The following is a 21,326-nucleotide window of genomic DNA, read 5'->3' as shown; positions in this document are numbered from 1 at the left end:
CCTCACCTCCCCTCTCACGATCGGAAGGAGCTTATCACCCGATCCCGCGTGGCGTGAGCACGCGCCACAGGCCCGCCACGGCCACCACGGACGCCGCGCCCGCCGTGGCGACCACCTGGCCGGGCGTCACCACCTCACCCAGTGCTCCGCCACCGGCCGCGAACAGCCCCTGCCACGTCATGGTCCCGGTCAGCGCCAGCCCGAACGCCTGCCCCCTGTTCGCCTCCGGCACCACTTCAAGGAACCGCCGGGCCAGCCCCAGCTGGTACGCCACCCCGAACCCCGACACGGCCAGCAGCACCCCCGCCACGACGGGCCCCGGCGAGCCCGCGAACCCGAGCAGCGGCCCGCCGAGCAGCAGCGCCAGCGGCCCCGCCAGCCGTTCTCTCAGCCGCGGGGCGACCAGCCGCCCGATCACCAGGTCCCCGGCCAGCATGCCGAGCGCCACAGCGGTGAACAGCCACCCGGCCGCACCCGGCGCCCCGACGTGGGCCGCGTACGGGACCAGCACCCCTTCTGCCCCCACCACCAGCGCGGGCGGAAACCACTGGGCCCACAGCAGCGCACGCACCTCGGGCCGGCGCAGCAACTCGCGATTGACCCGCCAGGTCCGCCCCACCGTCGACCCGCCGGCCGGACCACGGCCCGGCCGGTCGGCCAGTCGGAACCGCAGCAGCGCGGCCGACACCAGGCAGCTCGCGACCGTGATCCACAACGCCCCGTACGGGCCCACCGCCGCGATCAGCATCCCGCCCACGGCGAAGCCGAGCACCTGCGTACCGCCCGCGGCCATGGAGAACACTGCCCGGCCCAGCACGTACCGGTCGCCGTCGAGCAGATCCGGCAGCAACGCGCTGCGCGCCGCCGAAGCGACCGCGCCCGGCACCCCGGTGACGAACACCAGCACCAGCATCGCCACCGGCGGCAGCACCCCGGCCGCGAGCACCGCCGCGACCCCGGCCCTGACCAGGTCGTACCCGGCCATCACCGCCCGGGGCGGCCACCGGTCGGCGTACGCCAGCAGGAACGTGCCCCCGAGCGCATAGGGCAGGAAACCGGCCACGTAGGCCAGCGCGGCCAGCAGCGGCGAACCGGTGCCTGCATAGACGGTCACCGACAGCGCGAGCATCTTCACCGTCTCGCCGCCGAGGTAGAGCGTGTAACCGGTGAACAGCACGCGGAACTGGCCCACCGCGAACACCTCGCGGTACGTGGCCCGGGTTGTGATCATGCGGGCCAGTCTCGGGGCAGCGTCCGGGAGGGCGTTAAGGTTTCGGGTGGAGGCGAAAAGTGCTGCTCATCGAGGTAGGCCCACTCGACGTGGCCCACACCCGCTACGCCATCTCCCCGCTGGGAGAGGCGATGAACGCACTCCGCGTCGCGGCCGGCGAGCAGCCCGCCGGCCCCCTGCGCCCCTGGGCCGAACGCATCGCCCCCCGCTACAGGCAACTGGTGCGCGAGATCCCTGAGGTCGAGGCCCTGACCACGCTGTTCCGCCGCGACGCCTACAACGCCGACTTCATCCAGCCCCCGCCGACCGGCCGCAGGGGCAACCTCGCCGCACTCACCACCCGCGAGGGTGACTTCGCCGCCGAGCTGGCCGTGGTGCGGGCGACCCCGCTGGAGCGGGTGCGTACGGAGCTCGCGCGCAACCTGGCGGGGATGCGTAGGCCGCCGCGCCACGTCCAGCAGATCCTGACCGCCCCCGACGTGCTCACCCGGCTGGCGGACGCGATCGAGGCGGCCTGGCACGCGCTGGTCGAGCCCGACTGGCCGCGGCTGCGCACGGTGCTGGAACGCGACCTCGTGCACCGCGCCGGGCAGCTGGCCATGGACGGCTGGGCCGCGGCGCTGTCCGACCTGGACCCGCGCGTACGCTGGCGCTCCGAGGCAGAGCGCGGCGTGATCGAGGTGCGCACCGGCCGCCGGGACGTGCAGGAGCGGCACCGGCTCGACGGCACGGGGCTCCTGCTGATGCCGACCGTCTTCGGCACCCTCATCAGCTACGTCGAGCCGCCCTGGCCGTACGCGCTGGTCTATCCGGCGCGCGGCGTCGCGAACCTGTTCGGGCCGCCACCCGCGCACGGCGGCGCGGCTGCCCTGGCCCGGCTGATCGGCCCGCACCGGGCGCAGATCCTGCGAGCGCTGGCGGCACCGGCGACGACCACGCAGCTGGTCCGCCAGCTGGGCCTCAGCCTGGGCGCGGTCGGCGGTCACCTGGCCGTGCTGCGCGAATCCGGCCTGATCACCCGCACCAGGACCGGCCGCAGCGTCCGCTACGAACGCACCCCCCTGGGCGACACCCTGGCGGCCGACTGACCGCACAGCCCAGCGCGCCGAGGTGGAGGTGGCGTGACAGGTCTGAGGCGTTGCGTCGGGGTGAGGTGCGCGACAAATACGAGGCGTTGTGCGGGGTTGTGGTACGTTCTGCGGCGTAAGGTGCAGCGCTCCTCGGTGAGCGCGTCGGGACATCCGGCCGGCACGGCAGCCCCACAAGCGCGGCTGTCTGATTCTCTCAACGGAGAGCGTGCTTCGCCGTGCCCACCTTCTTCACAGCGACCGGCGGTACCGGTCAGGACGCGTCCGGCGGCATGCTCCCAGATCGGGCTCGTTCCATGATCCTCGTCACCGGAGGCCGCGGCGCGGTCGCCACCCACCTGGTCACCCTGCTGCGCCAGGCCGACCTCCCCGTACGCGTCGCCTCGCGCAATCCCGGCGCCCTCCAAGTCCCCGGCGGCGTCACGACCGTCACCTGCGACCTCGCCGACCCGGCCACCTTCCCGGCGGCGCTGAGCGGCGTCAGCCAGGTCTTCCTGTACGCCGAGCCGGCCCACATCGACCGGTTCATCGCGGCCGCCAGGCTGGCGGGCGTCGAGCACGTGGTCCTGCTGTCCTCGGCGTCCGTGCTGGCCCCGGGCGCGGCCGACGACCCGCTGGCCAGGTCGCACCTCGACGTCGAGACCGCGCTCCTGACATCCCCGCTCACCACCACCCTCCTGCGCCCCGGTTCGTTCGCGAGCAACGCGAGCGCCTGGGCGTGGCCGATCAAGAAGGGCGACCCGCTGAGCCTGCCCTACCCGGGCGCGCACACCGACCCCATCCACGAGCGCGACATCGCCGAGGCGGCCGGAGCCGTGCTCACCGACCTGCGCCACCAGGGCCGGCACTTCCACCTGACCGGCCCGCAGTCCCTCACCTTCACCCAGCAGATCGGCCGGCTCGCCGAGGTGATCGGCCGGCCGATCGGCATCAAGCACGTCACCCGGGAGGAGTGGAAGCGGGAGATGGAGGCGTACATGCCGGGTGACTACGCCGACGCCCTGCTCGACTACTGGCAGGCCGGCGACGGAACGCCGGCCCAGATCACCGACACCGTGGAACGCCTCACCGGCCACCCCGCCCGCACGTTCGCGACCTGGGCGCGGGACCACGCCGGCGACTTCAGAGCCGAGGACTGATGCCGGCCACGGTCAACGTGAACAGGCGCTCCGCGGCCGCCTGAGCGTCGGGGCGGTGCTCGGTGGTCAGGACGATGCCGATGATCAGGGCCACCAGCTCGGAGACGGTGACGTCACCGGGCACCGCCTTGTCCTGCACGGCCCGGCGCAGCAGCGGCTCGCCGGCCTCCTCGATGCGCGTCGCGCACGAGTTCTGGTGCACCGACTCGCTCTCGCCGTCGTAGACGAGCGCGGCCGCCAGCCCCCGGGCGGCCACGCAGTAGGTGAGCAGGTCGCTCAGCCAGTCGAGCAGGGCGGCGCGGGCGTCGTCCTCGCCGGCCAGCTCGTCGGCGCGCTCGCACAGGGCGTCGATGCGCTTGTGGGAGACCGCCTGCAGCAGGGCGCGGCGGGTCGGGAAGTGGCGGCGCACGGTGGCCGAGCCGACGCCCGCGACGCGGGCGATCTGTTCGAGCGAGGCGGCGGCGCCGTGGGCGTCGACCTCCTGCTCGGCCACGGCGAGGATCCGCGCGTAGTTGCGCCGGGCGTCCGCGCGCTGGCGTTCGGGCATGGCGTCGACTCCCCCTCACTAAATGGCGGACCCCGCCGTTTCGGGTTGCCAAGTGGCGGGGGCCGCCATATCGTACCGCAGGAGGAAACGGCGGGCCCCGCCATTTCCCGTACGTCATGAGGAGCATCATGTCCGCATCCACCGCACCCGTCCTGGTCACCGGCGCGACCGGCAGGCAGGGCGGCGCCACCGCCCGCGCCCTGCTCGCCGCCGGCGTCCCCGTCCGCGCCCTCGTACGCGACCCCGCCGCGGAAGGCGCCAAGGCCATCGAGGCGCTCGGCGCCGATCTCGTCACCGGCGACCTCGGCGACCGCGACTCCGTGGCCCGCGCCGCCGAGGGCGCCCGCGCCGTCTTCTCCGTCCAGATGCCCCCCTTCACCGCCGCCGGCGCCGACTTCGACGAGGAGGTGCGGATGGGCGTCAACCTCATCGAGGCCGCCAGGGCCGCCGGGGTGGCGCAGTTCGTGCACACCTCCGTCACCGGGGCCGGCCACCAGGCCGACATCCCCGGCTGGACCGAAGGCCGCTGGAGCGCCCTGAAAGCCCCGATCGAGGCCAAGGCCGCCATCCAGGACCGGCTGCGCGCGGCCGGCTTCCCCCGCTGGACGATACTCAAGCCGTCCTTCTTCATGGTGAACCTCCTGCCGTCCATGCGGTTCCTGTTCCCGCGCGGCGTCGAGGGCGGCCTGGTGAGCCTGCTCAAGCCGGACACCCGCGTGCCCCTCATCGACACCGAGGACGTCGGCACCGCGGCCGCCGCCGCCATCGCCGACCCGGACCGCTTCCACCAGGTCGAGCTGGAGCTGTGCGGCGACTTCCTGTCCATGACGGAGATCGCCGCGATCCTCTCCCGTGTGCTGGGCGCCCCGCTGACGGCTCCCGACATGACCTTGGAGGAGGCGAAGGCGGCCGGGATGCCGGACATGGGCATCTCGCACGCGTACATGAACGTCAGGAGCCAGCCCGCCAGGCCCGAGTACGCCAAGGGCTTCGACATCCCCATGACGACCTTCGCCGAGTGGGCCGAGAAGAACCTGGCCTGACGCTCGGCCGCTCCTCCCTCGGGGTCGAGGAACCCAGGAACAGCCGTTGGCGTGAGCTTGCCGTTCTTCTTGGCTGGGGGCCATGCCTTCGCGGGTGCGCATGTGCCCGAGGTCGGCCTCGAATTCAGCGACCATCGCGAGGGTCTGGAGGAACAGGCGGCCGAACGGGTCGTCCCAGTCGTAGATGGACGCGCCGAGGCCGGTGAGAACGCTGCCGTCCCACACGGCGGCCAGCGCCTGGTCGAGACCGGCGCGGTTGCGGCGGGTGGTACCGGAGAAGCCGCGGTCGATGGAGATCCGCTCCTCGGGGACGCCGAAGGCCAGGAGTCGCTCGGTCTGGATGATGACGTCCTGCTCGTCGGTCGAGCAGCGGGCGTAGCCGACACGGGTAAGGAGGGCTCGTACTACGAGTTCGGCCCGGACACGACGGGCTAAGGCTTGGATCAGGCGCGTCTTCGACGGCGCCGGCGCCACGCGGTCGGGGCCCGCCAGGGTCGCCGGCCAGGTGGACGGCGCGGCTGGCGGTCGCCTGCGAGCAGGTGGCGACGTCGGTACGGCTGAGGATGTGGGTGAACGGCGAGCAGGTGCAGCATGTGGAGGACCAGAACGCGATTCGGAACGACTACCTCGGCATCTTCGCCCGCACCACCAAGAACGGCTCGTCCCTGCTGAAGACCACGTTCAACGACTTCGAATTCCGCGGCCGCCCGCAACCCTGACATCCTGATCGTCACCGGCCTCCTCCTGGTGTGGCCTGCAGGTAGGCCAGGACCGCCATGACACGGCGGTTGTGGTCGTCGGACGGGGGCAGGCCGAGCTTGGCGAAGATGTTGTTCGTGTGCTTGCCGACCGCCTTGTCGGTGACCCCGAAGCGGGCGGCGATGGCCAGGTTCGACATCCCCTCCGCCATGAGGGCGAGCACCTCAAGCTCCCGGGGCGTCAGCGCGGCCAGCGGCCTGTCGCGGCTGCGGCGGGTGAGCAACTGGGACACCACCTCGGGGTCCATCGCGGTGCCGCCTCCAGCGACCTGGCGGACCGCGTCGACGAACCTGTCGACGTCGCCCACCCGGTCCTTCAGCAGGTAGCCCACCCCGCCGGAGCTGTCGGACAGCAGTTCCCTGGCGTAGAGCTGCTCCACATACTGCGACAGGATCAGCACGGGCAGCCCGGGAACCAGCGCACGTGCGTCCAGCGCGGCGCGCAGCCCCTCGTCGGTGAAGCCGGGCGGCAGCCGCACGTCGATCACCGACACGTCCGGGCGGTGCCGGACCAGCGCCTCCAGCAGCATGGGGCCGTTGTCCACCGCCTCCACGACGGTGCAGCCGTGCGCCGACAGCAGGCGGACCAGCCCGTCCCTCAGGAGCGCCAGGTCTTCGGCTATGACAACGCGCACGGGACCTCCATGGTCAGTACGGTCGGGCCGCCGGGAGGGCTGCTTACCGTGAGCGAGCCGTCGAAGGCGGCCAGGCGGTCGTCGATGCCGCGCACGCCGGTGCCCTTGTCGCGCCGCACCATGCCGCGGCCGTCGTCGCCCACGGTCAGCCGCAGCACGCCGGCGGCGTGCCGCAGCCGCACCCATGCGCGGGACGCCTCACTGTGCTTGGCCACGTTGGCCAGCGCCTCGGCGGCGGCGAAGTACACGGCGGACTCCACGGGCGGCTGCAGGCGGCCGGGGAGCTCTATGTCGACCTCGACCGGCATCGGACAGAGCAGCGCGGACGCCTCGATGGCGCCGGCCAGGCCGCGGTCGGACAACACCGGGGGATGGATGCCGCGCACCAGGTCACGCAGGTCCGTCAAAGCCTGGCCGGCGACCTCGCGCGCCTCGTCGATCATGCGTGCCATCTCGTCCAGGTCGCGAGAGCCCCGGGCTAGCCCCAGCTGCATGCGGATGGCGATCAGCTTGGCCTGCGCGCCGTCGTGCAGGTCGCGTTCGATGCGGCGCAGCTCGGCCGCGCGCGCGTCGACCACTGCGGCCCGGGACGCGGTCAGTGCCCGGATCCGCGCGTCCGTCGCGGTGCCGCCGTCCAGCAGCCGCCGCGCCAATCGGGCCTGCCCGGTGCGGAGCAGGGAGACGGACATGAGGACGACCACCGCAATGGCCGCGACGGACAAGCTGAGGGCGAACGTGTTCAGAGTGCTCGCCTCCGCCGGGCTCAGCCGGAAGAACACGTAGTCCAGGGCAGCCAGCATGGCCCACACCGCCACCACGGATGCGGGCCCCGTGACCACGTGCACGGCCAGCCAGCCCACCTCGCGCCGCGTGCCAGACCGCTGCGGCTCTGGCACCTGGGTGGCCCGCCCTGGCCGGTCGGTTTCGCTCCCGTGGCTCTCCGCTGCACCATCCCCGGCGAGCACGCGGGCCGCCCAGCGGCGCTGATGGGCGGCGAGGCGGTGGGCGAGAGTGAGCCCGAGGCCGAGCGGCGCCCGCCCGAGACCGGCCACCGGCACGAGGGCGGCGCTCACCAGCACCAGAGCGAGCACCACCAGCGCCGCCAGGCCGGTGACGGCGTTCAGCCCCAACACCCCCAGGCCGGTCGCCACGTTTCGCGCGTACGCCCCCAGAGCGTTGACGGCCTGCCGCGACGGCCCGCCGGGCGCGGGTCGTATCCCCATCACGGATGCAGTCTGCCCTACCGCCGGAGAGAAGACGGTGGGGGCAGGCCCACCCCTTGGGTGGCGTTCTACTACCCCCGCCGGTGGGGCCGCGCCCATGGAGACCGAGCCTTCGGACCGCGAGGCTGGCCTGGCTCGACCAGGCAGGTGAACGAGGTGAGATGTGATCGAAGTAAAGGAACTGAGCATGCGCTACGGCCGCACGCTCGCGGTGGACGACCTGACCTTCACGGTGAAACCGGGCCGGGTGACCGGGTTCCTGGGACCTAACGGCGCCGGCAAGTCCACGACCATGCGCGCCGTACTCGGGCTGGAGGTCCCCGCCGCGGGTGAGGCGCTGGTGGACGGCCGCCCGTACGCGTCCCTGCGCCGGCCCATGCGCACGATGGGGGCGCTGCTGGACGCCGGAGCGGTGCACGGCGGCCGCTCGGCCCGCGACCATCTCACCTGCCTGGCGCGCAGCAACGGCATCGGCCGCGGCCGGGTAGCCGAGGTGCTCGACCAGGTCGGCCTCACGGACGTCGCGGACCGGCGGATCGGCGGGTTCTCCCTCGGCATGAAGCAGCGGCTGGGCATCGCGGCGGCGCTGCTCGGCGACCCGGCGGTGCTGATGTTCGACGAGCCGCTGAACGGGCTGGACCCTGAGGGCATCCGCTGGCTGCGCGACCTGCTGCGTTCGCTGGCGGACGAGGGCCGCACCGTCTTGCTGTCCAGCCATCTGATGAACGAGATGGCGCTCACCGCCGACCACGTCATCGTCATCGGACGAGGCCGGCTCATCGCCGACACCGCCATGAACGATCTCGCCGGGCACTTCCAGGGCGACGTACTGGTCCGCACGGCCTGCCCGGATCGGCTCGCCGCCGTGATGCGTGCGCACGGGGCGACGGTGACCGCCGGGGACGACGGCGCCCTGTCCGTCCGTGACCTGGACGCGGCCGAGATCGGCGTGCTGGCACTGTCCGCGGGGATCGCGCTGGCGGAGCTGTCTCCGCGCGGCGCGTCCCTGGAGGAGGCGTTCATGCGGCTCACCGAGGACGACACCGAGTACAGGACCGCGCCGAAGGAGGCTGCCCGATGATCGACGTGATCGCTTCCGAATGGCTGAAGCTCCGCACGCTCCGCTCGAACCTCTACCTGCTGGCCTGCTCGGTGGCGGCCGTCCTGGCCTGCGCCGGGATCGCCTTCATGATCGGCCGTGGCTTCGACGGCCAGACGATGGACGAGAGGATGGCCTTCCCTCCCAACGGGGACGGCATCGGCAACGGGATCGCGGTCGCCTACTTCGTGTTCGCCGTGCTGGGCGCTCTGGCGATCACCTCGGAGTACGGCACCAAGGCGATCCAGACGAGCCTGGTGGCCGTGCCGCGCCGGCAGGTGCTCCTGCTGGCCAAGGTTCCAGGCCTGGCCGCGGTCGCGCTGGTGGCGGGTCAGGCTCTGGCGTTCCTCATGCATGCGGCCTCCATGGCGGTGCTCGGCGACCGGGCCGGGCAGCTGCTGCGCGACGGGGTGACGCTGGGCACGTCGCTGTCGGAGCCTGGCATGCTCGCCTCGGTGGTCGTCGCCGGCCTGTCGATGGCCGCGGTCGCGCTGATCGGGCTCGGCGTCGGGGCCGCCGTCCGCTCCACCCCCGGCGCGCTGGTGGTGCTGACCCTGATCATCGTGGTGCTGCCGGTGGCGGCCAAGACGCTGCCCATGCCGCTGCGCGCGCAGGCCGGCTCCTTCATGATCGAGAACCTGCCGCTCCAGATCGCGGAGGTCGGCGGCGGGATCCTGCCGCCTGCCGCGGCGGCGGGGCTGCTGGTCGCATACGTGGTCGCCGCGTTGACCGCGGGCGCCACGATGATCATGTTGCCCGGGCGCCGGATCAAGGTGCTGGCGGTCGGCGCGGCCGCGGCCGTCCTGGTCTCAGCGATGCCCGCCGCCGCGGCCGGCTCGCCCGGCTCCGGCCCGTCCACGCTGGCCTGGGCCGACTGCCCTGACCTCGTCAAGGAGATGCGCTGCGCCTCGATCACGGTGCCCCTGAACTGGGCCGAGCCGTCAGGACGGAAGATCGACCTGACCGTCGGCCTGCTGCCGGCCACCGGCGCTCAGCGCCGGATGGGCACGGTGTTCGCGATCCCCGGCGGGCCCGGCGGCTCGGGCTTGACGGCTCTGAGCAAGAACGCGGGCAGCTTCGCCGAGCTGCGCGGCCGTTTCGACGTGGTCAGCGTCGAGCCCCGCAACACCATCGACAAGGGCGTGCTGCCGTACGACTGCCTCGTCTCCGGGCCGTGGATCACCTGGCCCGACACCCGTGCCGAGTACGCCGAGCTGGGCAGGCGCAACCGGGCGGCGGCGGAGCGATGCCGCGCCGCCGACCCCGAGTTCTTCGACCACCTCGATTCGGCCTCCGTGGCGCGGGACATGGAGGCAATCCGCGTCGCGCTGGGAGAGGAGCGGCTGAGCTTCATCGCCAACTCCTACGGCGGCATGCCCGCGATCGCCTACTCCCGGCTGTTCCCCGGCCGCGTGCGCGCGATGGTGTTCGACGGCTCGGTCAACCCGTACGCGGACCGCGCGTGGAGCAGGCTCTCCCATGAGGAGTCCTTCACCCGCTTCGCCGCCTGGTGCGCGGCGAACACCACCTGCGCGTTGCACGGCCGGGACGTCGGCGAGGTCTGGCGGGCGCTGGTGGCCCGGGCCGACCGCGTCCCGGTGCCGGTCAAGGGCGAACCGCCGCACGCCGCCTACAGCGGGTTCGACATCAAGGAGGCCGCCGCACCCAGCATCATCGAGCCGGGTCCGGAGCCCGAGTTCCCCCGATGGACGGAGCTCGCCGAGGCGATCGAGCTTGCCGCCGATGGTGACGCCTCAGGGTTCGCTGACTACGTCCGGCGGAGCACGAAAAGCCCGAAGGTTCCGTCGTTCACCGGGATGAACATGACCCATTGCCTCGACGGCGTGGGATTCCGCGACTACGCGGAGTACCGGCAGAAGCGCCGTGAAGGTGAGCGCGTGCTGCCGAACCTCGCCGGGATCGAGCTCTGGCACCCGCTCGCCTGCGTCGGCTGGCCTGCTCCCGTCACCAACCCGCCCGCGCCCCTGCCCGCCGATGAGCTGCCGCCTTTCCTGGGGGTCGGCTCCTGGACCGACTTCCACGGGGTCGCGGACCTCGTACGCCGGGTGCCCGGCTCGGCCGCGGTCCAGTATCAATGGCACGGCCACGGCCTCTACAACAGCGGCAACTCCTGCATCATCTCCCACGTCAACCGCTATCTGATCACACTCCGCCTCCCCGCCCCCATCACCGTCTGCCCCAAAACCGCCCCCTAAGGATCCCCTTCTCAAAGAACGCCAGCCCATCCTCTCCTCCCCCTCAACAGACGCTCGCCCGGGCAGTGGCGCGGTCAGCGGCGCCCCGTTCGCGGTACGTACCCCTCTCCCCTTTCAAAGGACGCCCGCCCGGGCGGCGGCGAGGGCGGCGGTGGCGGCGCGGTCGGCGTCGTGAGCTCGGGGGTCTACACCTCCTCCTCGTTCATGCCGCCACAGTTGGGGAGGTCGGGGATCTCGCCGAGCTGCCGCAGTCCCTCGGCCGGAGCGGAGGAGGGGATGGAGTAGCGGCCCAGGACGTTGAGATGGGCGTGGCCGACCGGGACAGCCGGGCGGCGTTCTCGTCCTTCACCGGGACGGCGTCGGCGCGCAGCTGGTCGATCGCGGCCGACAGGTGCTTGGAGTTCCACAGTGCGACCGCGTTGACGACCAGCCCCAGAGCGGTCAGAAGCCGAGCAGCTCCGGCCCGTCCGTGAGCCGCCCCAGCATGCCCGGCACCGCCGCCCGCACCGTGGCCATGCTCTCGGCGGGCAGGTCGAGGCGGACCTCGAAAACCGTCTCGGTCCGCAGGCGGTCGGCGGCCTGCGGGGTCAGCTCGGCCCGCAGCGTCGCACCGTCGAGGGTCAGCGAGCGCAGGCCGTCGTCGGTGGCGCCCGCCGGATGGCGCGCCAGGTAGTACGTCCCCTCGTGCACGGTCAGCACGACCACCCCGGCGTCGGGGTCGTCCGGCCGCTCGCCCAGCCAGAGCAGCCGCCGTCCCGGCACGGGCTCGGAGTCCTCGTGCCCGGCGACGCGGGCGGTCATGCCGGCGGCAGGGGCGTAGGACACCTCGCCGGTGATCGGCGGGGCCGGCCGGCGCTCGTCGAAAGGAGAGTGCCACGGCCGCTCGTCCAGCAGCGGAACGGGCAGCCCGAACGGCATGGCGGTCGGCAGCGCCGCGATCAGCCACTCCGGCGGCACGTCACGGGGGAACGTGGTCAGCTCCCCCAGCGCCGCCGCAGGCTCCACCAGCGCGAACGGCATCACCTCGCCGTCGGCCCGGCAGGCGTAACCACGGCTGCCCGCCGTGAACTCCAGCTCACAGCTGAACCAGGTGCCCTTCCCCTTGCGATAGGACAGCTCGCGCAGCCGTTCAAGAGGCTCGTCCACGCCATCGACCGCGCAAGGCCGCCCGTCGCCCGTCACGGTCGTCACCCCGAACGCTCCCAGCTGGGCCCGCCGCACCGTCACCCGCGAGGCGTCCGGGGCGGCGGCGCGCACCAGATCGCCGATGTGCAGGCGCGTGTCGTGCCCCTCGTCCATCTGACGGGGAAACCTGCGGTGCGCCATCATGCCCCTTCCCGAGCGACGTCCGCCGAAGTGTCGGTGGTGAGCAGCGCGTGCAGGGCCCGCAGCTCGCTCAGCAGCGCGCTGCTCCCCCTGCGCGCCGCCAGGTCGCGCACCCGCGGGATCTCGCCACGCGCCCCGCACCACCGCGCGACGGTGCCGGCCAGCGCGACGAAGGCGGCCGACCCGTTGCGCGGCCGCGCCCCCGGCTCGGGCAGCACCACGGGCAGCGCCGCCGCCATGATCTCCCACACCTGCGCGTGCGCGCCCCCCTGCGCGGCGGTGTCGAGCGCGGCGATCATGTCGCTCATCTTGACCTCGCCGCTCGCCAGCAGCAGCCCGGCCTGCCTGCCGACCTCGGCCGCGGGTAACTCGCCGCGCGCGGCCACCTCCAGCAGCACATCGACCGCCTCCGTCTCCTGCGGGTCGCCCAGCACCCGCGCCAGCACCGCCGCGAACGCCGCCCCGGCCGGTCCGCCGGCCCGCGCCAGCGCCCGCGCGTGCTCCGCCTGCACGTGCGGCCGGCCGTAGGAGTGCACGACGTAGGGGCCGAGGTGCGCCGCGGCCGTCTCCCGATGGAAGGGCAGCATGGCGGGCCACCAGTCGAGATGACGCACCTCGGCGTCGGAGGAGATGGGGGTCTCGAAGCGGTTGAGCAGGAAGTCGGCCAGCGGCTGCCCGGTGCGCGCCGCCCGGCGGACGAGCAGGTGCGGCGTGGTGTAGTGGTGGTGGTCGCGGGCGTGCCAGTCGTGCTCGGGCCCGTGGTCGCCGCACCGCCACTGCAGGCCCAGCTCGGTCTCCGGGTGCCGCCAGGCGGCCAGGATGCGCCCGGCCGGCGACGTCAGGTGACCCGCCTCGACCGGCTCATCGGGAGGCAGCCGCAGCAGCGCCTGCTGGAAGTCGGCGGCCAACGGCTTGGCGCCCGCCGCCTCCAGCACCTCGAGCCGGCGCACCAGCTCGGCCGCCGCCACGTGCCCGGTGTCGTGGGTGGGGGTGGCCAGCAGCAGCGGCGGCAGCGTGCCCTCATCCAGGGCGCGCAGGATCTCGGCCGCGCGATGCAGCAGCACCCGGTGCGGGACGGCCAGCCGCCCCGGCGGCATCAGCCTGCGCCACGCTTGCTGCTCGGGGACGACGCCGACGACGTGCTTGACCGCGCCGCTGAACCAGTCGTCCACCGAGTCCCAGGACGAGGACTGGTACTGCCAGCGCCACCACGGCTGCCTGAGACCCTCCAGCCGGGCGGCCAGGCTCGCGCGGTCGCGGCCGGCCAGCGTGACGAACCCGGCCAGCAGGCGTTCCCACGTCTGCCACGTCCGGGACATGGACACCCACAGCGTCACCAGCTCGTCGGGAGCGGCGGGCGGCTCGTCGAAGGGCCGGGCCCGCTCGGGCACGGCGGGCAGCGGCGGCGGCACGAAGACCGGCTCGGCCACCGCCGCACCGCCGAAGGCCGCCGCGAGGCGGCCGCCCAGCCGGGGCGGCAGCAGCTCGATGGCCTCGCGCACGGTCGCGCGCCCCTCCTCGTCCATCGCCGCCGCGTGGGTCAGCGCCAGCTCGGCCGCCTTCTCCTGCAGCTCGGCCGACTCGGCGGCGAACGCCCTGGCCAGCGGCGCGGCCACCACGCCGGCCAGCTCGGGCTGGCGGCGCACCGCCGCCTGCAGCCACGACAGCCCGGCCCGCACCAGCTTGCGCTCCTGGCGGAACAGCAGCGACTCCCACGCCTCGGCCAGGTCGTCGGGCGTCGGCGCCGAGCAGTCGCGCAAGCGCTTGGCGGCCGATTCGGCGACCTGGCCGGGCGCCGCGGGCAGCAGCCGCAAGTAGTCGCGGGCACGGCTTTCCACTTCGTCGGGCCCCGGATCGAGCGCCTCGTGCAGGTGAACGAAGAAGCGCAGCTCGGCGGGGGCGCCGCCGAGCAGGAACCGGCGCAGGCAGCCGTCGAGGAGATCGGCCCGCCGCACCCGGCCGCTGTCGGCGAGGTCGAGCAGCGCGCCGAGCCAGCCCTGGTCGGGGTCGGTCTGCCACTGCAGCTCCCGCCCCACGCCCTGCGCCTCGAACAGCCGCGGCAGCAGGTGGTCGAGCAGCGGGTCGTCGGCCAGACCCGTGGGCGGCTCGGACACCCAGCCGGCCACCAGCACGTCGTGCGGCGGCGGCTCGATGCCGGTCTCGCGCAGCAGGGCCAGCGCCAGCCGCATGCCGCGGTCGTCGGCGGTGCGCAGCCGCAGCGTCAGCCGCTCGGCCAGGTCGGCCCGCCAGGCGGCGGGACGGTCGGCGATGACGGCCAGGACGAGATCGACGTCGTTGTCGGGGCCGGCCCACTGGGGCGCGAAGGCGCGGCGGTAGAGCCAGGACGCGACGGCCGCCGCGCCGCCCAGCGTGGCCGCGCCCGCCACGCGCAGCGCCGGGCCGAAGTCGGTCAGCCCGTCGCTCTCCCACCGGCTGAAGGTGGCCGTCAGCTCCTTCAGCAGCTGTGGCAGCTCGGCCGCGACCCGCTTGCGCGCGGGCTCGTCGAGGGCCTTGACGCGCTCGGCGAGCCGGTCGGCGTGGCGCTGCCAGATCAGCTTCCTGATCTCGTCCTCATGATCCATGGCGGGGACGGTAGCGGGCCACGCCGACAATTGTCCGGGTCAGGACTCCAGGAAGTGCAGGACCGCCAGGACCCGCCGGCTGTAGCCGGTGATGTGGGACAGGTCCAGCTTGTCGAACAGCGAGTTGACGTGCTTTTCCACCGCGCTCTGGGAGACGTGCAGGGCCTGGCCGATGGAGGCGTTGGTGAGCCCCTGGGCCATGAGCTCCAGCACCTCGCGTTCGCGGGCGGTGAGCCTGGACAGCGGGTCCTGCTGGGTGGTGCGGGCGAGCAGCTGGCGCACCACCTCGGGGTCGAAGGCGGCGCCGCCCGCGCCCACGCGTTCGAGCGCGTCGAGGAAGTCGCCGACCTGGCCGACGCGGTCTTTGAGCAGGTAGCCGACGCCTTCGACGTCGGAGCTCATCAGCTCGGTGGCGTAGCGCTTCTCGACGTACTGCGACAGCACGAGCACCTTGACCGACGGCCGGCGCTTGCGGATCTCCAGTGCCGCGCGCAGGCCCTCGTCGGTGTGGGTGGGCGGCATGCGCACGTCGACCACCACGATGTCGGGCTCGTGCTGCTCGACGGCCTCGATGAGCGCCTCGCCGTCGCTGACGGCGGCGGGGACCTCGTGACCCTCCTCCAGCAGCAGGCGTACGAGGCCCTCGCGCAGCAGCGTGGAGTCCTCGGCCAGGATCACCCGCACGGCAGCACCGCCATGACCGTGGTGGGGCCGCCGGCGGGGCTGTCGACCTCGAAGTGGCCGTCCAGCGCCGCCACCCGCCTGGCCAGCCCCGACAGGCCGCCGCCCGTCGGGCGCGCGCCGCCCGAGCCGTCGTCGCGCACGCGTACGACCACCGCCGCTCCCTCCTTGTGCACCGCGACCGTGATGGCCGCCGCCCCGGCGTGCTTGGCGGCGTTGGTCACCGCCTCGCACACCACGAAGTACGCCGCCGTCTCCACCGCCATCGGGGGACGCTCCGGCAGCCGGCAATCTACCGTGACCGGCACGCTCGAGCGTTCCGCGACCCCGGCGAGCGCCTCGCCGAGGCCGAGCGAGTCGAGCCCGCTCGGGTAGACGCGCCAGGCCACCTCGCGCAGCTCGGCCAGCGCGTGCTGGGCTTCGGCGTGCGCCTGCTCCAGCAGCTCGGGACGGCCGCGGCGGGAGCGCCCGATGAGCATCGACAGCGCCACCAGGCGCTGCTGCAGCCCGTCGTGCAGGTCACGCTCGATGCGGCGGCGTTCGGAGTCGACCGCCGCGACGATGCCGGCGCGGCTCTCGGCCAGCTCGGTGATGCGGCGCTGCAGCTTCTCGGTCGGGTCGGGGCCGAGCAGGCGGACGGCCAGCCGGCGTTCGAGCGCGTGCACGCCCGCCACACCGGACAGGTCCAGGAAGAGCAGGACGAAACCCCCGGTCAGGATGTACGCCACCAGCGGCGGCGTCGGGTCCATCCCGTCGAACGGCCGGCCCGCGGTCCAGGCGGCCAGCAACGGCACCGCGACCTTCACCCCGGCGACCAGCAGCGCGATCACCAGCCCGCCGAGCACTCCGACGGGCACCCGCGCCGCCAGGTAGCGCGCGGCCCTGCCGCCCCGCGCCTCCTCCAGGGCGTCCAGGTGGGAGGTGTCCAGCCGCAGGCGGCGCGCCTCCAGGCGGGCCAGGCGGCGGGCTGAGGCAAGGACGTTCGGGTGGCCGAGGAACGGCAGCGTCAGCACCAGGAACACCAGCTCGGCGAGCGCGGTCACAGCCCCTGCCGTGACCGCGGCGGCCACCCGCAGACCCTCAGCGACGACTCGCATGCTTGCCCTTGCGCCGCTCGGCCAGGCGGACCCCGATGAACACCAGGATCGCCAGGACCACGACGGCGATCACCACGTTGGTGCCGACGCCGACGTAGGTCTCGACCAGCTCCCACTGCTCGCCCAGGAGATAGCCGGCCATGACGAAGAGCGTGTTCCAGATGGCGCTGCCGGCCGTGGTGAGCAGCGTGAACTTGATCAGCGGCATGCGCTCGACGCCGGCCGGGATGGAGATGAGGCTGCGGAAGATGGGGATCATGCGGCCGAAGAAGACGGTCTTGCCGCCGTGACGCTGGAAGAACGCCTCGGTCTTCTCGATGTCGGAGATCTTGATCAGGGGCAGCTTGCCGGCGATGGCCAGCGTGCGTTCCCTGCCCAGCAGCGCGCCCACCCCGTAGAGGGCCAGTGCGCCGATCACCGAGCCCAGCGTCGTCCAGACGAGCACGTCGAGCAGTTGCATCTTGCCCCTGCTCGCCGTGAAACCGGACAGTGGCAGGATCACCTCGCTCGGAAGAGGAGGAAAAAGGTTCTCCAGCGCGATGGCGAGGCCGGCCCCGGGTGCTCCGAGGCGGTCCATGAGTCCTACCAGCCAGTCAGTCATGCGGTCCAGGCTATGGAAGATCGGGCCGAGTGCGGAATGTGGTCGGTGCCCGTTCGGCACTGCGGTAAACCACACCCTCAGCGTACCGTACACTGTACGGCCGTGAGCTCTCAGACGGATCTGGCCCGGCACCCTGCGGTCTTCCAGCCCGGCGACCCGCCCAGGACCGGGCACATCGCCTTCCTCGACCCCGCGGGTGACAGTGTGCTGACCGTAGCAGAGGAACGCGACGAGGGCGTGGCCACGCGCGCCGTCCCCGCCACCCTCATGCCCGTCGGCGAGGCCGTCGCCGCCCTCGCCAGAGCGCGCAAGGACCCCCACGCCCACCCGGCCGCCCGCTTCTGGGGCGCCGCCGCCCTCATCGCGCTGCAGCTCGTCACCCGGGGCCGCATCCTGCCCGGCGTGTCGGCGGGCGAGCACGACTCCTGGAGGGCCGGGCCCCTCGACGCCGACGACGCCCGCCGCGTCCGCGAACTGGCCGCCGCCATGCCCGCCACCGCCCGCGCCGTCCCCCTGCCCGCTGACGACGCCCTGTCCGCTGACGACGTCCTGCCGCCCGACGCCCTGCCGCCCGACGCCCTGCCGCCCGTCCCCCTGCTGCCCGACGCCGAGCCGCTCGTGCGGGCCTTTCTCGACGCCGTCGCCGACGCGATGCCCCGCTCGCCCGGCGCCGTACGCGCCACCGGCCTCACCGCCTACGCCGCCGCGAAGCCCGTCAAGGTGCCCCACCTGCGCGGCTGGGCCGAGGAGGTCTCCGCAGGGCTCGACGCGGGCCTGCGGCTGTCGCTGCGCATCGAGGCCGACGACCCCGTGGCCGCCGAGCTCCGCGCCGTCGCCCAGGTGCACAGCCTGGCCGACCCCTCGCTGGTCGTGGACGCCGCCGACCTGTGGCGCGGCGGCGAGGCCGGCTTCGGCCCCGGCGCCAGGATCGAGGCCACCCTCGCCGTACGAAGAGCCGCCCGCGCCTGGCCCCGCCTGGAGGAGCTGCTCGACAGCGCCGTGCCCGACGAGCTGACCTTGTCCGACGGCGACGTGGCGGCGCTGCTGGCCGGAGCCGCCGACCGGCTGGCCGCGGCGGGCGTGGACGTGCACTGGCCGCGCTCGTTCGTGCGCGGCCTCACCGCCCGCGCCGTCGTCGGCGACCGCGACCCCGCGCCGTCCGACCTGCCCTCCTTCCTCGGCGGCCACCACCTGACCAGCTTCGACTGGCAGCTCGCACTCGGCGGAGAACGCCTGACCGCCGCCGAGATGGACCAGCTCGCCGAGGCGCACCGCCCCGTCGTACGCCTGCGCGACCAGTGGGTGCTCATCGACCCCGACCTGGCGCGCAAGGCCCGTACGCGCGAGCTCAAACCGCTGACCGGCATCGAGGCGCTCGGCGCCGCGCTCACCGGGACGGTCGAGGTCGAGGACGAGCAGGTGCCCGTCGAGCCCACCGCCTGGCTCGACGAGCTGCGCCGCCGCCTGGCCGAGCCCGCCGACGTGCCGCCGCCGCCCGGCCTGGCCGCGACCCTGCGCGACTACCAGTACGCGGGGCTGCGCTGGCTGGCCAGGATGACCTCGCTCGGCCTCGGCGCCTGCCTGGCCGACGACATGGGCCTGGGCAAGACCGTCACGCTCATCGCGCTGCACCTGCATCGCGCCTCAGGGCCGACGCTCGTGGTCTGCCCCGCCTCCCTGCTGGGCAACTGGGAGCGCGAGATCACCAGGTTCGCGCCGGGCGTCCCGGTGCGCCGCTACCACGGCGGCAACCGCACGCTCGCCGACGAGGGTTTCGTGCTCACCACGTACGCCACCATGCGCCTCGACGCCGAACGCCTGGCCGCGCACCCGTGGGGCCTGCTGGTCGCCGACGAGGCCCAGCACGTCAAGAACCCGGCGTCCGGCACCGCCAAGGCGCTGCGCGAGATCCCCGCCGCCGCCCGCGTCGCCCTGACCGGCACTCCCGTCGAGAACAACCTGTCGGAGCTGTGGGCCATCCTCGACTGGACCACCCCCGGGCTGCTCGGCCCGCTGACCCGGTTCCGCGCCCGCTGGGCCAGGCCGGTCGAGTCCGGCGACACCGGCACGGCCGAACGCCTGTCGCGGCTGGTCGGGCCGTTCCTGCTGCGCCGCCGTAAGAGCGACCCCGGCATCGCGCCCGAGCTGCCGCCCAAGACCGAGACCGACCGCCCCGTCGCGCTCACCACCGAACAGGCCGGCCTGTACGAGGCCGTCGTCCGCGAGATCATGACCCAGATCGCCGACGCGCGCGGCATGGCCAGGCGCGGCCTCATCGTCAAGCTGCTCACCGGGCTCAAGCAGATCTGCAACCATCCCGCCCAGTACCTGCACGAGAGCGACCCGCGCCTGCCCGGCCGCTCCGGGAAGCTGGAGCTGCTGGACGAGCTGGTCGACACCATCACCGCCGAGGACGGCTCCGTGCTCGTCTTCACCCAGTACGTCGCCATGGCCCGCCTCCTGGAGCGCCACCTGACCGGCCGGGGCGTCGCCACCCAGCTCCTGCACGGCGGCACCCCCGTCGCCCGCCGCGAGGAGATGGTCAGGCGCTTCCAGGACGGCGAGGCCCCCGTCTTCCTGCTGTCGCTCAAGGCCGCCGGCACCGGCCTCAACCTCACCCGCGCCGACCACGTCATCCACTACGACCGCTGGTGGAACCCGGCCGTCGAGGACCAGGCCACCGACCGCGCCTACCGCATCGGCCAGACCAGGCCCGTCCAGGTGCACCGCCTCATCGCCGAGGGCACGATCGAGGACCGCATCGCGAAGATGCTCACCGCCAAACGGTCGCTCGCCGACGCCGTGCTCGCCTCCGGCGAAGCCGCCTTCACCGAACTGACCGACGCCGAACTCGCCGCCCTGGTCGAACTCCGATGACCACCCCGATCCTGGAGCCCCGATGACCCCCGCCCGCGGCTTCCCCGCCTTCCCCCGCCAGCGCGCCGGCGCCCGCTTCGCCACCTCCTGGTGGGGACGCGCCTGGATCCAGGCCATGGAGGACACCTCCCTCGACCACACCCTGCTGCGCAAGGGCCGCGCGTACGCCAAGACCGGGCAGCTCGGCCCGATCACCGTCAGCCCAGGGCGCCTGGCCGCGGTCGCCGAGCACGAGTACGACGTGGTCGTGAGCGTCGAGCAGCTCACCGACGACGCATGGGAACGCTTCCTCGACCAGGTCGCCGCCAAGGCCGGCCACATCGCCGCGCTGCTCGACGGCGACATGCCGCACGACCTGGTCGACGCGGCCGAGTACGCGGGCGTGCCGCTGCTGCCCGCCGTCGGCGACCTGGAGCCCGAGTGCTCCTGCCCCGACTGGGGTCACCCCTGCCAGCACGCCGCCGCCCTGTGCTACCAGGCGTCCTGGCTGCTGGACGCCGACCCGTTCGTCCTGTTGCTCCTGCGCGGCCGAGGCCAAAGCGACCTGGTCGAAGCCCTGCAGGCACGAAACGCGGCGGGGGCCGCCCCGCGTGCGGGGCGACCGGAGGATGCCGCCCGGCCGTCCGGCACGCCGGCGGCGGTCGCGTTCGCGGCCGGGGTGTCCCCGCTGCCTGACAGGCCGCCGTACGACGTCACCTACACCCCACCCGCCCTCGACCCGGCGCCCGGCGTGGACGTGGCCGCCCTCGCGGTGCTGGCCGCCTCCGCCGCCGCCCGCGCCCGCGACCTGCTGCTGCACGAGCGCCTGCCGCACCTGACCGAGCACGAGGACCACGTACGGCTGCTCGCCGACCACATCCTCGACCAGCCAGACGACCGAGGCGAACAGGAGCTGGGGGCGGCCGTGGCCGCCTGGCGGCACGGCGGCGCCGACGGGCTCGCCGCGCTGGAGCACCCCTGGACGCCGCCCCGCCACGACCTGGCCAGAGCGCGCGCCCGGCTCGAAGCCGCCTGGGACGGCGCGGAACCCCCGCCCATGGAAGCCTGGCGCAACCGCTGGACGCTCGGAGAGCTCCAGCTCCGCTACGGCCGGGACGGCCGCTGGTACCCCTTCACCCGCCGCGACGACCGGTGGTGGCCCGCCGGCCCTCCGGACCGCGACCCCTCGGCCCTCATCGGCTGA

At 73.6% G+C, this 21,326-nt stretch carries 18 protein-coding genes and 1 pseudogene; 8 read left to right on the top strand and 11 right to left on the bottom strand.

The genetic code is table 11. The annotated features are described in order from the left end of the window. Positions 1-34: 34 nt before the first annotated feature. The gene (locus tag ACFFR3_RS07825; protein ID WP_379482840.1) at positions 35-1,231 is read right to left on the bottom strand and encodes an MFS transporter; all 1,197 of its coding nucleotides are present in this window, start codon (positions 1,229-1,231) and stop codon (positions 35-37) included. 59 nt (positions 1,232-1,290) lie between these two features. Here ACFFR3_RS07825 and ACFFR3_RS07820 point away from each other — a divergent pair, with 59 nt between their 5' ends. Then, positions 1,291-2,319 (top strand): ArsR/SmtB family transcription factor, encoded by a 1,029-nt coding sequence (locus ACFFR3_RS07820; protein ID WP_379482839.1) that lies wholly within the window; start codon positions 1,291-1,293, stop codon positions 2,317-2,319. Positions 2,320-2,615: 296 nt separating this feature from the next. Beyond that, a complete protein-coding gene (locus ACFFR3_RS07815) occupies positions 2,616-3,458 on the top strand; it encodes an NAD(P)H-binding protein (protein WP_379482838.1) in 843 nt (280 codons plus the stop codon). Here the strand turns inward: ACFFR3_RS07815 and ACFFR3_RS07810 are convergent. Next, positions 3,442-4,005 carry a TetR/AcrR family transcriptional regulator gene (locus tag ACFFR3_RS07810; RefSeq protein ID WP_345407101.1) on the bottom strand — a complete coding sequence of 188 codons (564 nt, stop codon included), beginning with the start codon at positions 4,003-4,005 and terminating at the stop codon, positions 3,442-3,444. The two genes, ACFFR3_RS07815 and ACFFR3_RS07810, sit on opposite strands and share 17 nt — an antisense overlap. A gap of 128 nt (positions 4,006-4,133) precedes the next feature. Here ACFFR3_RS07810 and ACFFR3_RS07805 point away from each other — a divergent pair, with 128 nt between their 5' ends. Next, positions 4,134-5,048 carry an NmrA/HSCARG family protein gene (locus tag ACFFR3_RS07805; protein WP_379482837.1) on the top strand — a complete coding sequence of 305 codons (915 nt, stop codon included), beginning with the start codon at positions 4,134-4,136 and terminating at the stop codon, positions 5,046-5,048. A gap of 129 nt (positions 5,049-5,177) precedes the next feature. On the opposite strand, the pseudogene ACFFR3_RS07800 reads toward ACFFR3_RS07805, so the two are convergent. Beyond that, positions 5,178-5,522: pseudogene (locus ACFFR3_RS07800) on the bottom strand (recombinase family protein); the annotation flags it as partial. 95 nt (positions 5,523-5,617) lie between these two features. Between ACFFR3_RS07800 and ACFFR3_RS07795 the strand changes: the two are divergent. Then, entirely contained in the window at positions 5,618-5,767 is a 150-nt protein-coding gene (locus ACFFR3_RS07795) for a hypothetical protein (protein ID WP_379482836.1), read from the top strand. Between the two features lie 11 nt (positions 5,768-5,778). Here ACFFR3_RS07795 and ACFFR3_RS07790 read toward each other — a convergent pair whose 3' ends face one another. Continuing rightward, the gene (locus tag ACFFR3_RS07790) at positions 5,779-6,441 is read right to left on the bottom strand and encodes a response regulator transcription factor (protein ID WP_345407092.1); all 663 of its coding nucleotides are present in this window, start codon (positions 6,439-6,441) and stop codon (positions 5,779-5,781) included. Further along, complete coding sequence (locus ACFFR3_RS07785) at positions 6,426-7,664, bottom strand: sensor histidine kinase (RefSeq protein ID WP_379482985.1); 1,239 nt, start codon at positions 7,662-7,664, stop codon at positions 6,426-6,428. Before ACFFR3_RS07785 ends, ACFFR3_RS07790 begins: the two co-directional genes overlap by 16 nt. Before the next feature lie 163 nt (positions 7,665-7,827). Here ACFFR3_RS07785 and ACFFR3_RS07780 point away from each other — a divergent pair, with 163 nt between their 5' ends. Further along, a complete protein-coding gene (locus ACFFR3_RS07780) occupies positions 7,828-8,745 on the top strand; it encodes an ABC transporter ATP-binding protein (protein ID WP_364372853.1) in 918 nt (305 codons plus the stop codon). Beyond that, positions 8,742-10,979: an alpha/beta fold hydrolase gene (locus ACFFR3_RS07775; RefSeq protein WP_379482835.1), complete on the top strand. Its 2,238-nt coding sequence runs from the start codon at positions 8,742-8,744 to the stop codon at positions 10,977-10,979. The genes ACFFR3_RS07780 and ACFFR3_RS07775 overlap by 4 nt, the downstream gene beginning before the upstream one ends. A 202-nt stretch (positions 10,980-11,181) precedes the next feature. Here the strand turns inward: ACFFR3_RS07775 and ACFFR3_RS07770 are convergent, their stop codons facing one another. From ACFFR3_RS07770 to ACFFR3_RS07745, 6 genes are read right to left on the bottom strand one after another with little or no spacing between them, the layout of a single operon-like run. Further along, entirely contained in the window at positions 11,182-11,388 is a 207-nt protein-coding gene (locus tag ACFFR3_RS07770; RefSeq protein WP_345409882.1) for a hypothetical protein, read from the bottom strand. 32 nt (positions 11,389-11,420) lie between these two features. Then, positions 11,421-12,278, bottom strand: coding sequence for a hypothetical protein (locus ACFFR3_RS07765; RefSeq protein WP_345407086.1), 858 nt, complete (start codon positions 12,276-12,278; stop codon positions 11,421-11,423). A gap of 26 nt (positions 12,279-12,304) precedes the next feature. Next, positions 12,305-14,887 carry a DUF7824 domain-containing protein gene (locus ACFFR3_RS07760; RefSeq protein WP_379482834.1) on the bottom strand — a complete coding sequence of 861 codons (2,583 nt, stop codon included), beginning with the start codon at positions 14,885-14,887 and terminating at the stop codon, positions 12,305-12,307. 39 nt (positions 14,888-14,926) lie between these two features. Next, positions 14,927-15,571, bottom strand: coding sequence for a response regulator (locus ACFFR3_RS07755; RefSeq protein WP_345409881.1), 645 nt, complete (start codon positions 15,569-15,571; stop codon positions 14,927-14,929). Beyond that, complete coding sequence (locus tag ACFFR3_RS07750; protein ID WP_379482833.1) at positions 15,562-16,665, bottom strand: sensor histidine kinase; 1,104 nt, start codon at positions 16,663-16,665, stop codon at positions 15,562-15,564. Before ACFFR3_RS07750 ends, ACFFR3_RS07755 begins: the two co-directional genes overlap by 10 nt. Beyond that, a complete protein-coding gene (locus ACFFR3_RS07745) occupies positions 16,649-17,266 on the bottom strand; it encodes a DedA family protein (RefSeq protein WP_364372836.1) in 618 nt (205 codons plus the stop codon). The genes ACFFR3_RS07750 and ACFFR3_RS07745 overlap by 17 nt, the downstream gene beginning before the upstream one ends. Before the next feature lie 102 nt (positions 17,267-17,368). Between ACFFR3_RS07745 and ACFFR3_RS07740 the strand changes: the two genes are divergently transcribed. Further along, positions 17,369-20,143, top strand: a complete 2,775-nt coding sequence (locus ACFFR3_RS07740; protein WP_379482832.1) for an SCO1167/SCO6262 family helicase — start codon at positions 17,369-17,371, stop codon at positions 20,141-20,143. A gap of 22 nt (positions 20,144-20,165) precedes the next feature. Then, positions 20,166-21,326, top strand: coding sequence for an SWIM zinc finger family protein (locus ACFFR3_RS07735; protein ID WP_345407068.1), 1,161 nt, complete (start codon positions 20,166-20,168; stop codon positions 21,324-21,326).

The organism is Nonomuraea salmonea (assembly GCF_042428605.1).
In the GTDB taxonomy this organism is placed as follows: domain Bacteria; phylum Actinomycetota; class Actinomycetes; order Streptosporangiales; family Streptosporangiaceae; genus Nonomuraea; species Nonomuraea salmonea.
Note: the sequence above shows the minus strand (reverse complement) of the source record. Positions and strands in the feature narration are given on the sequence as shown.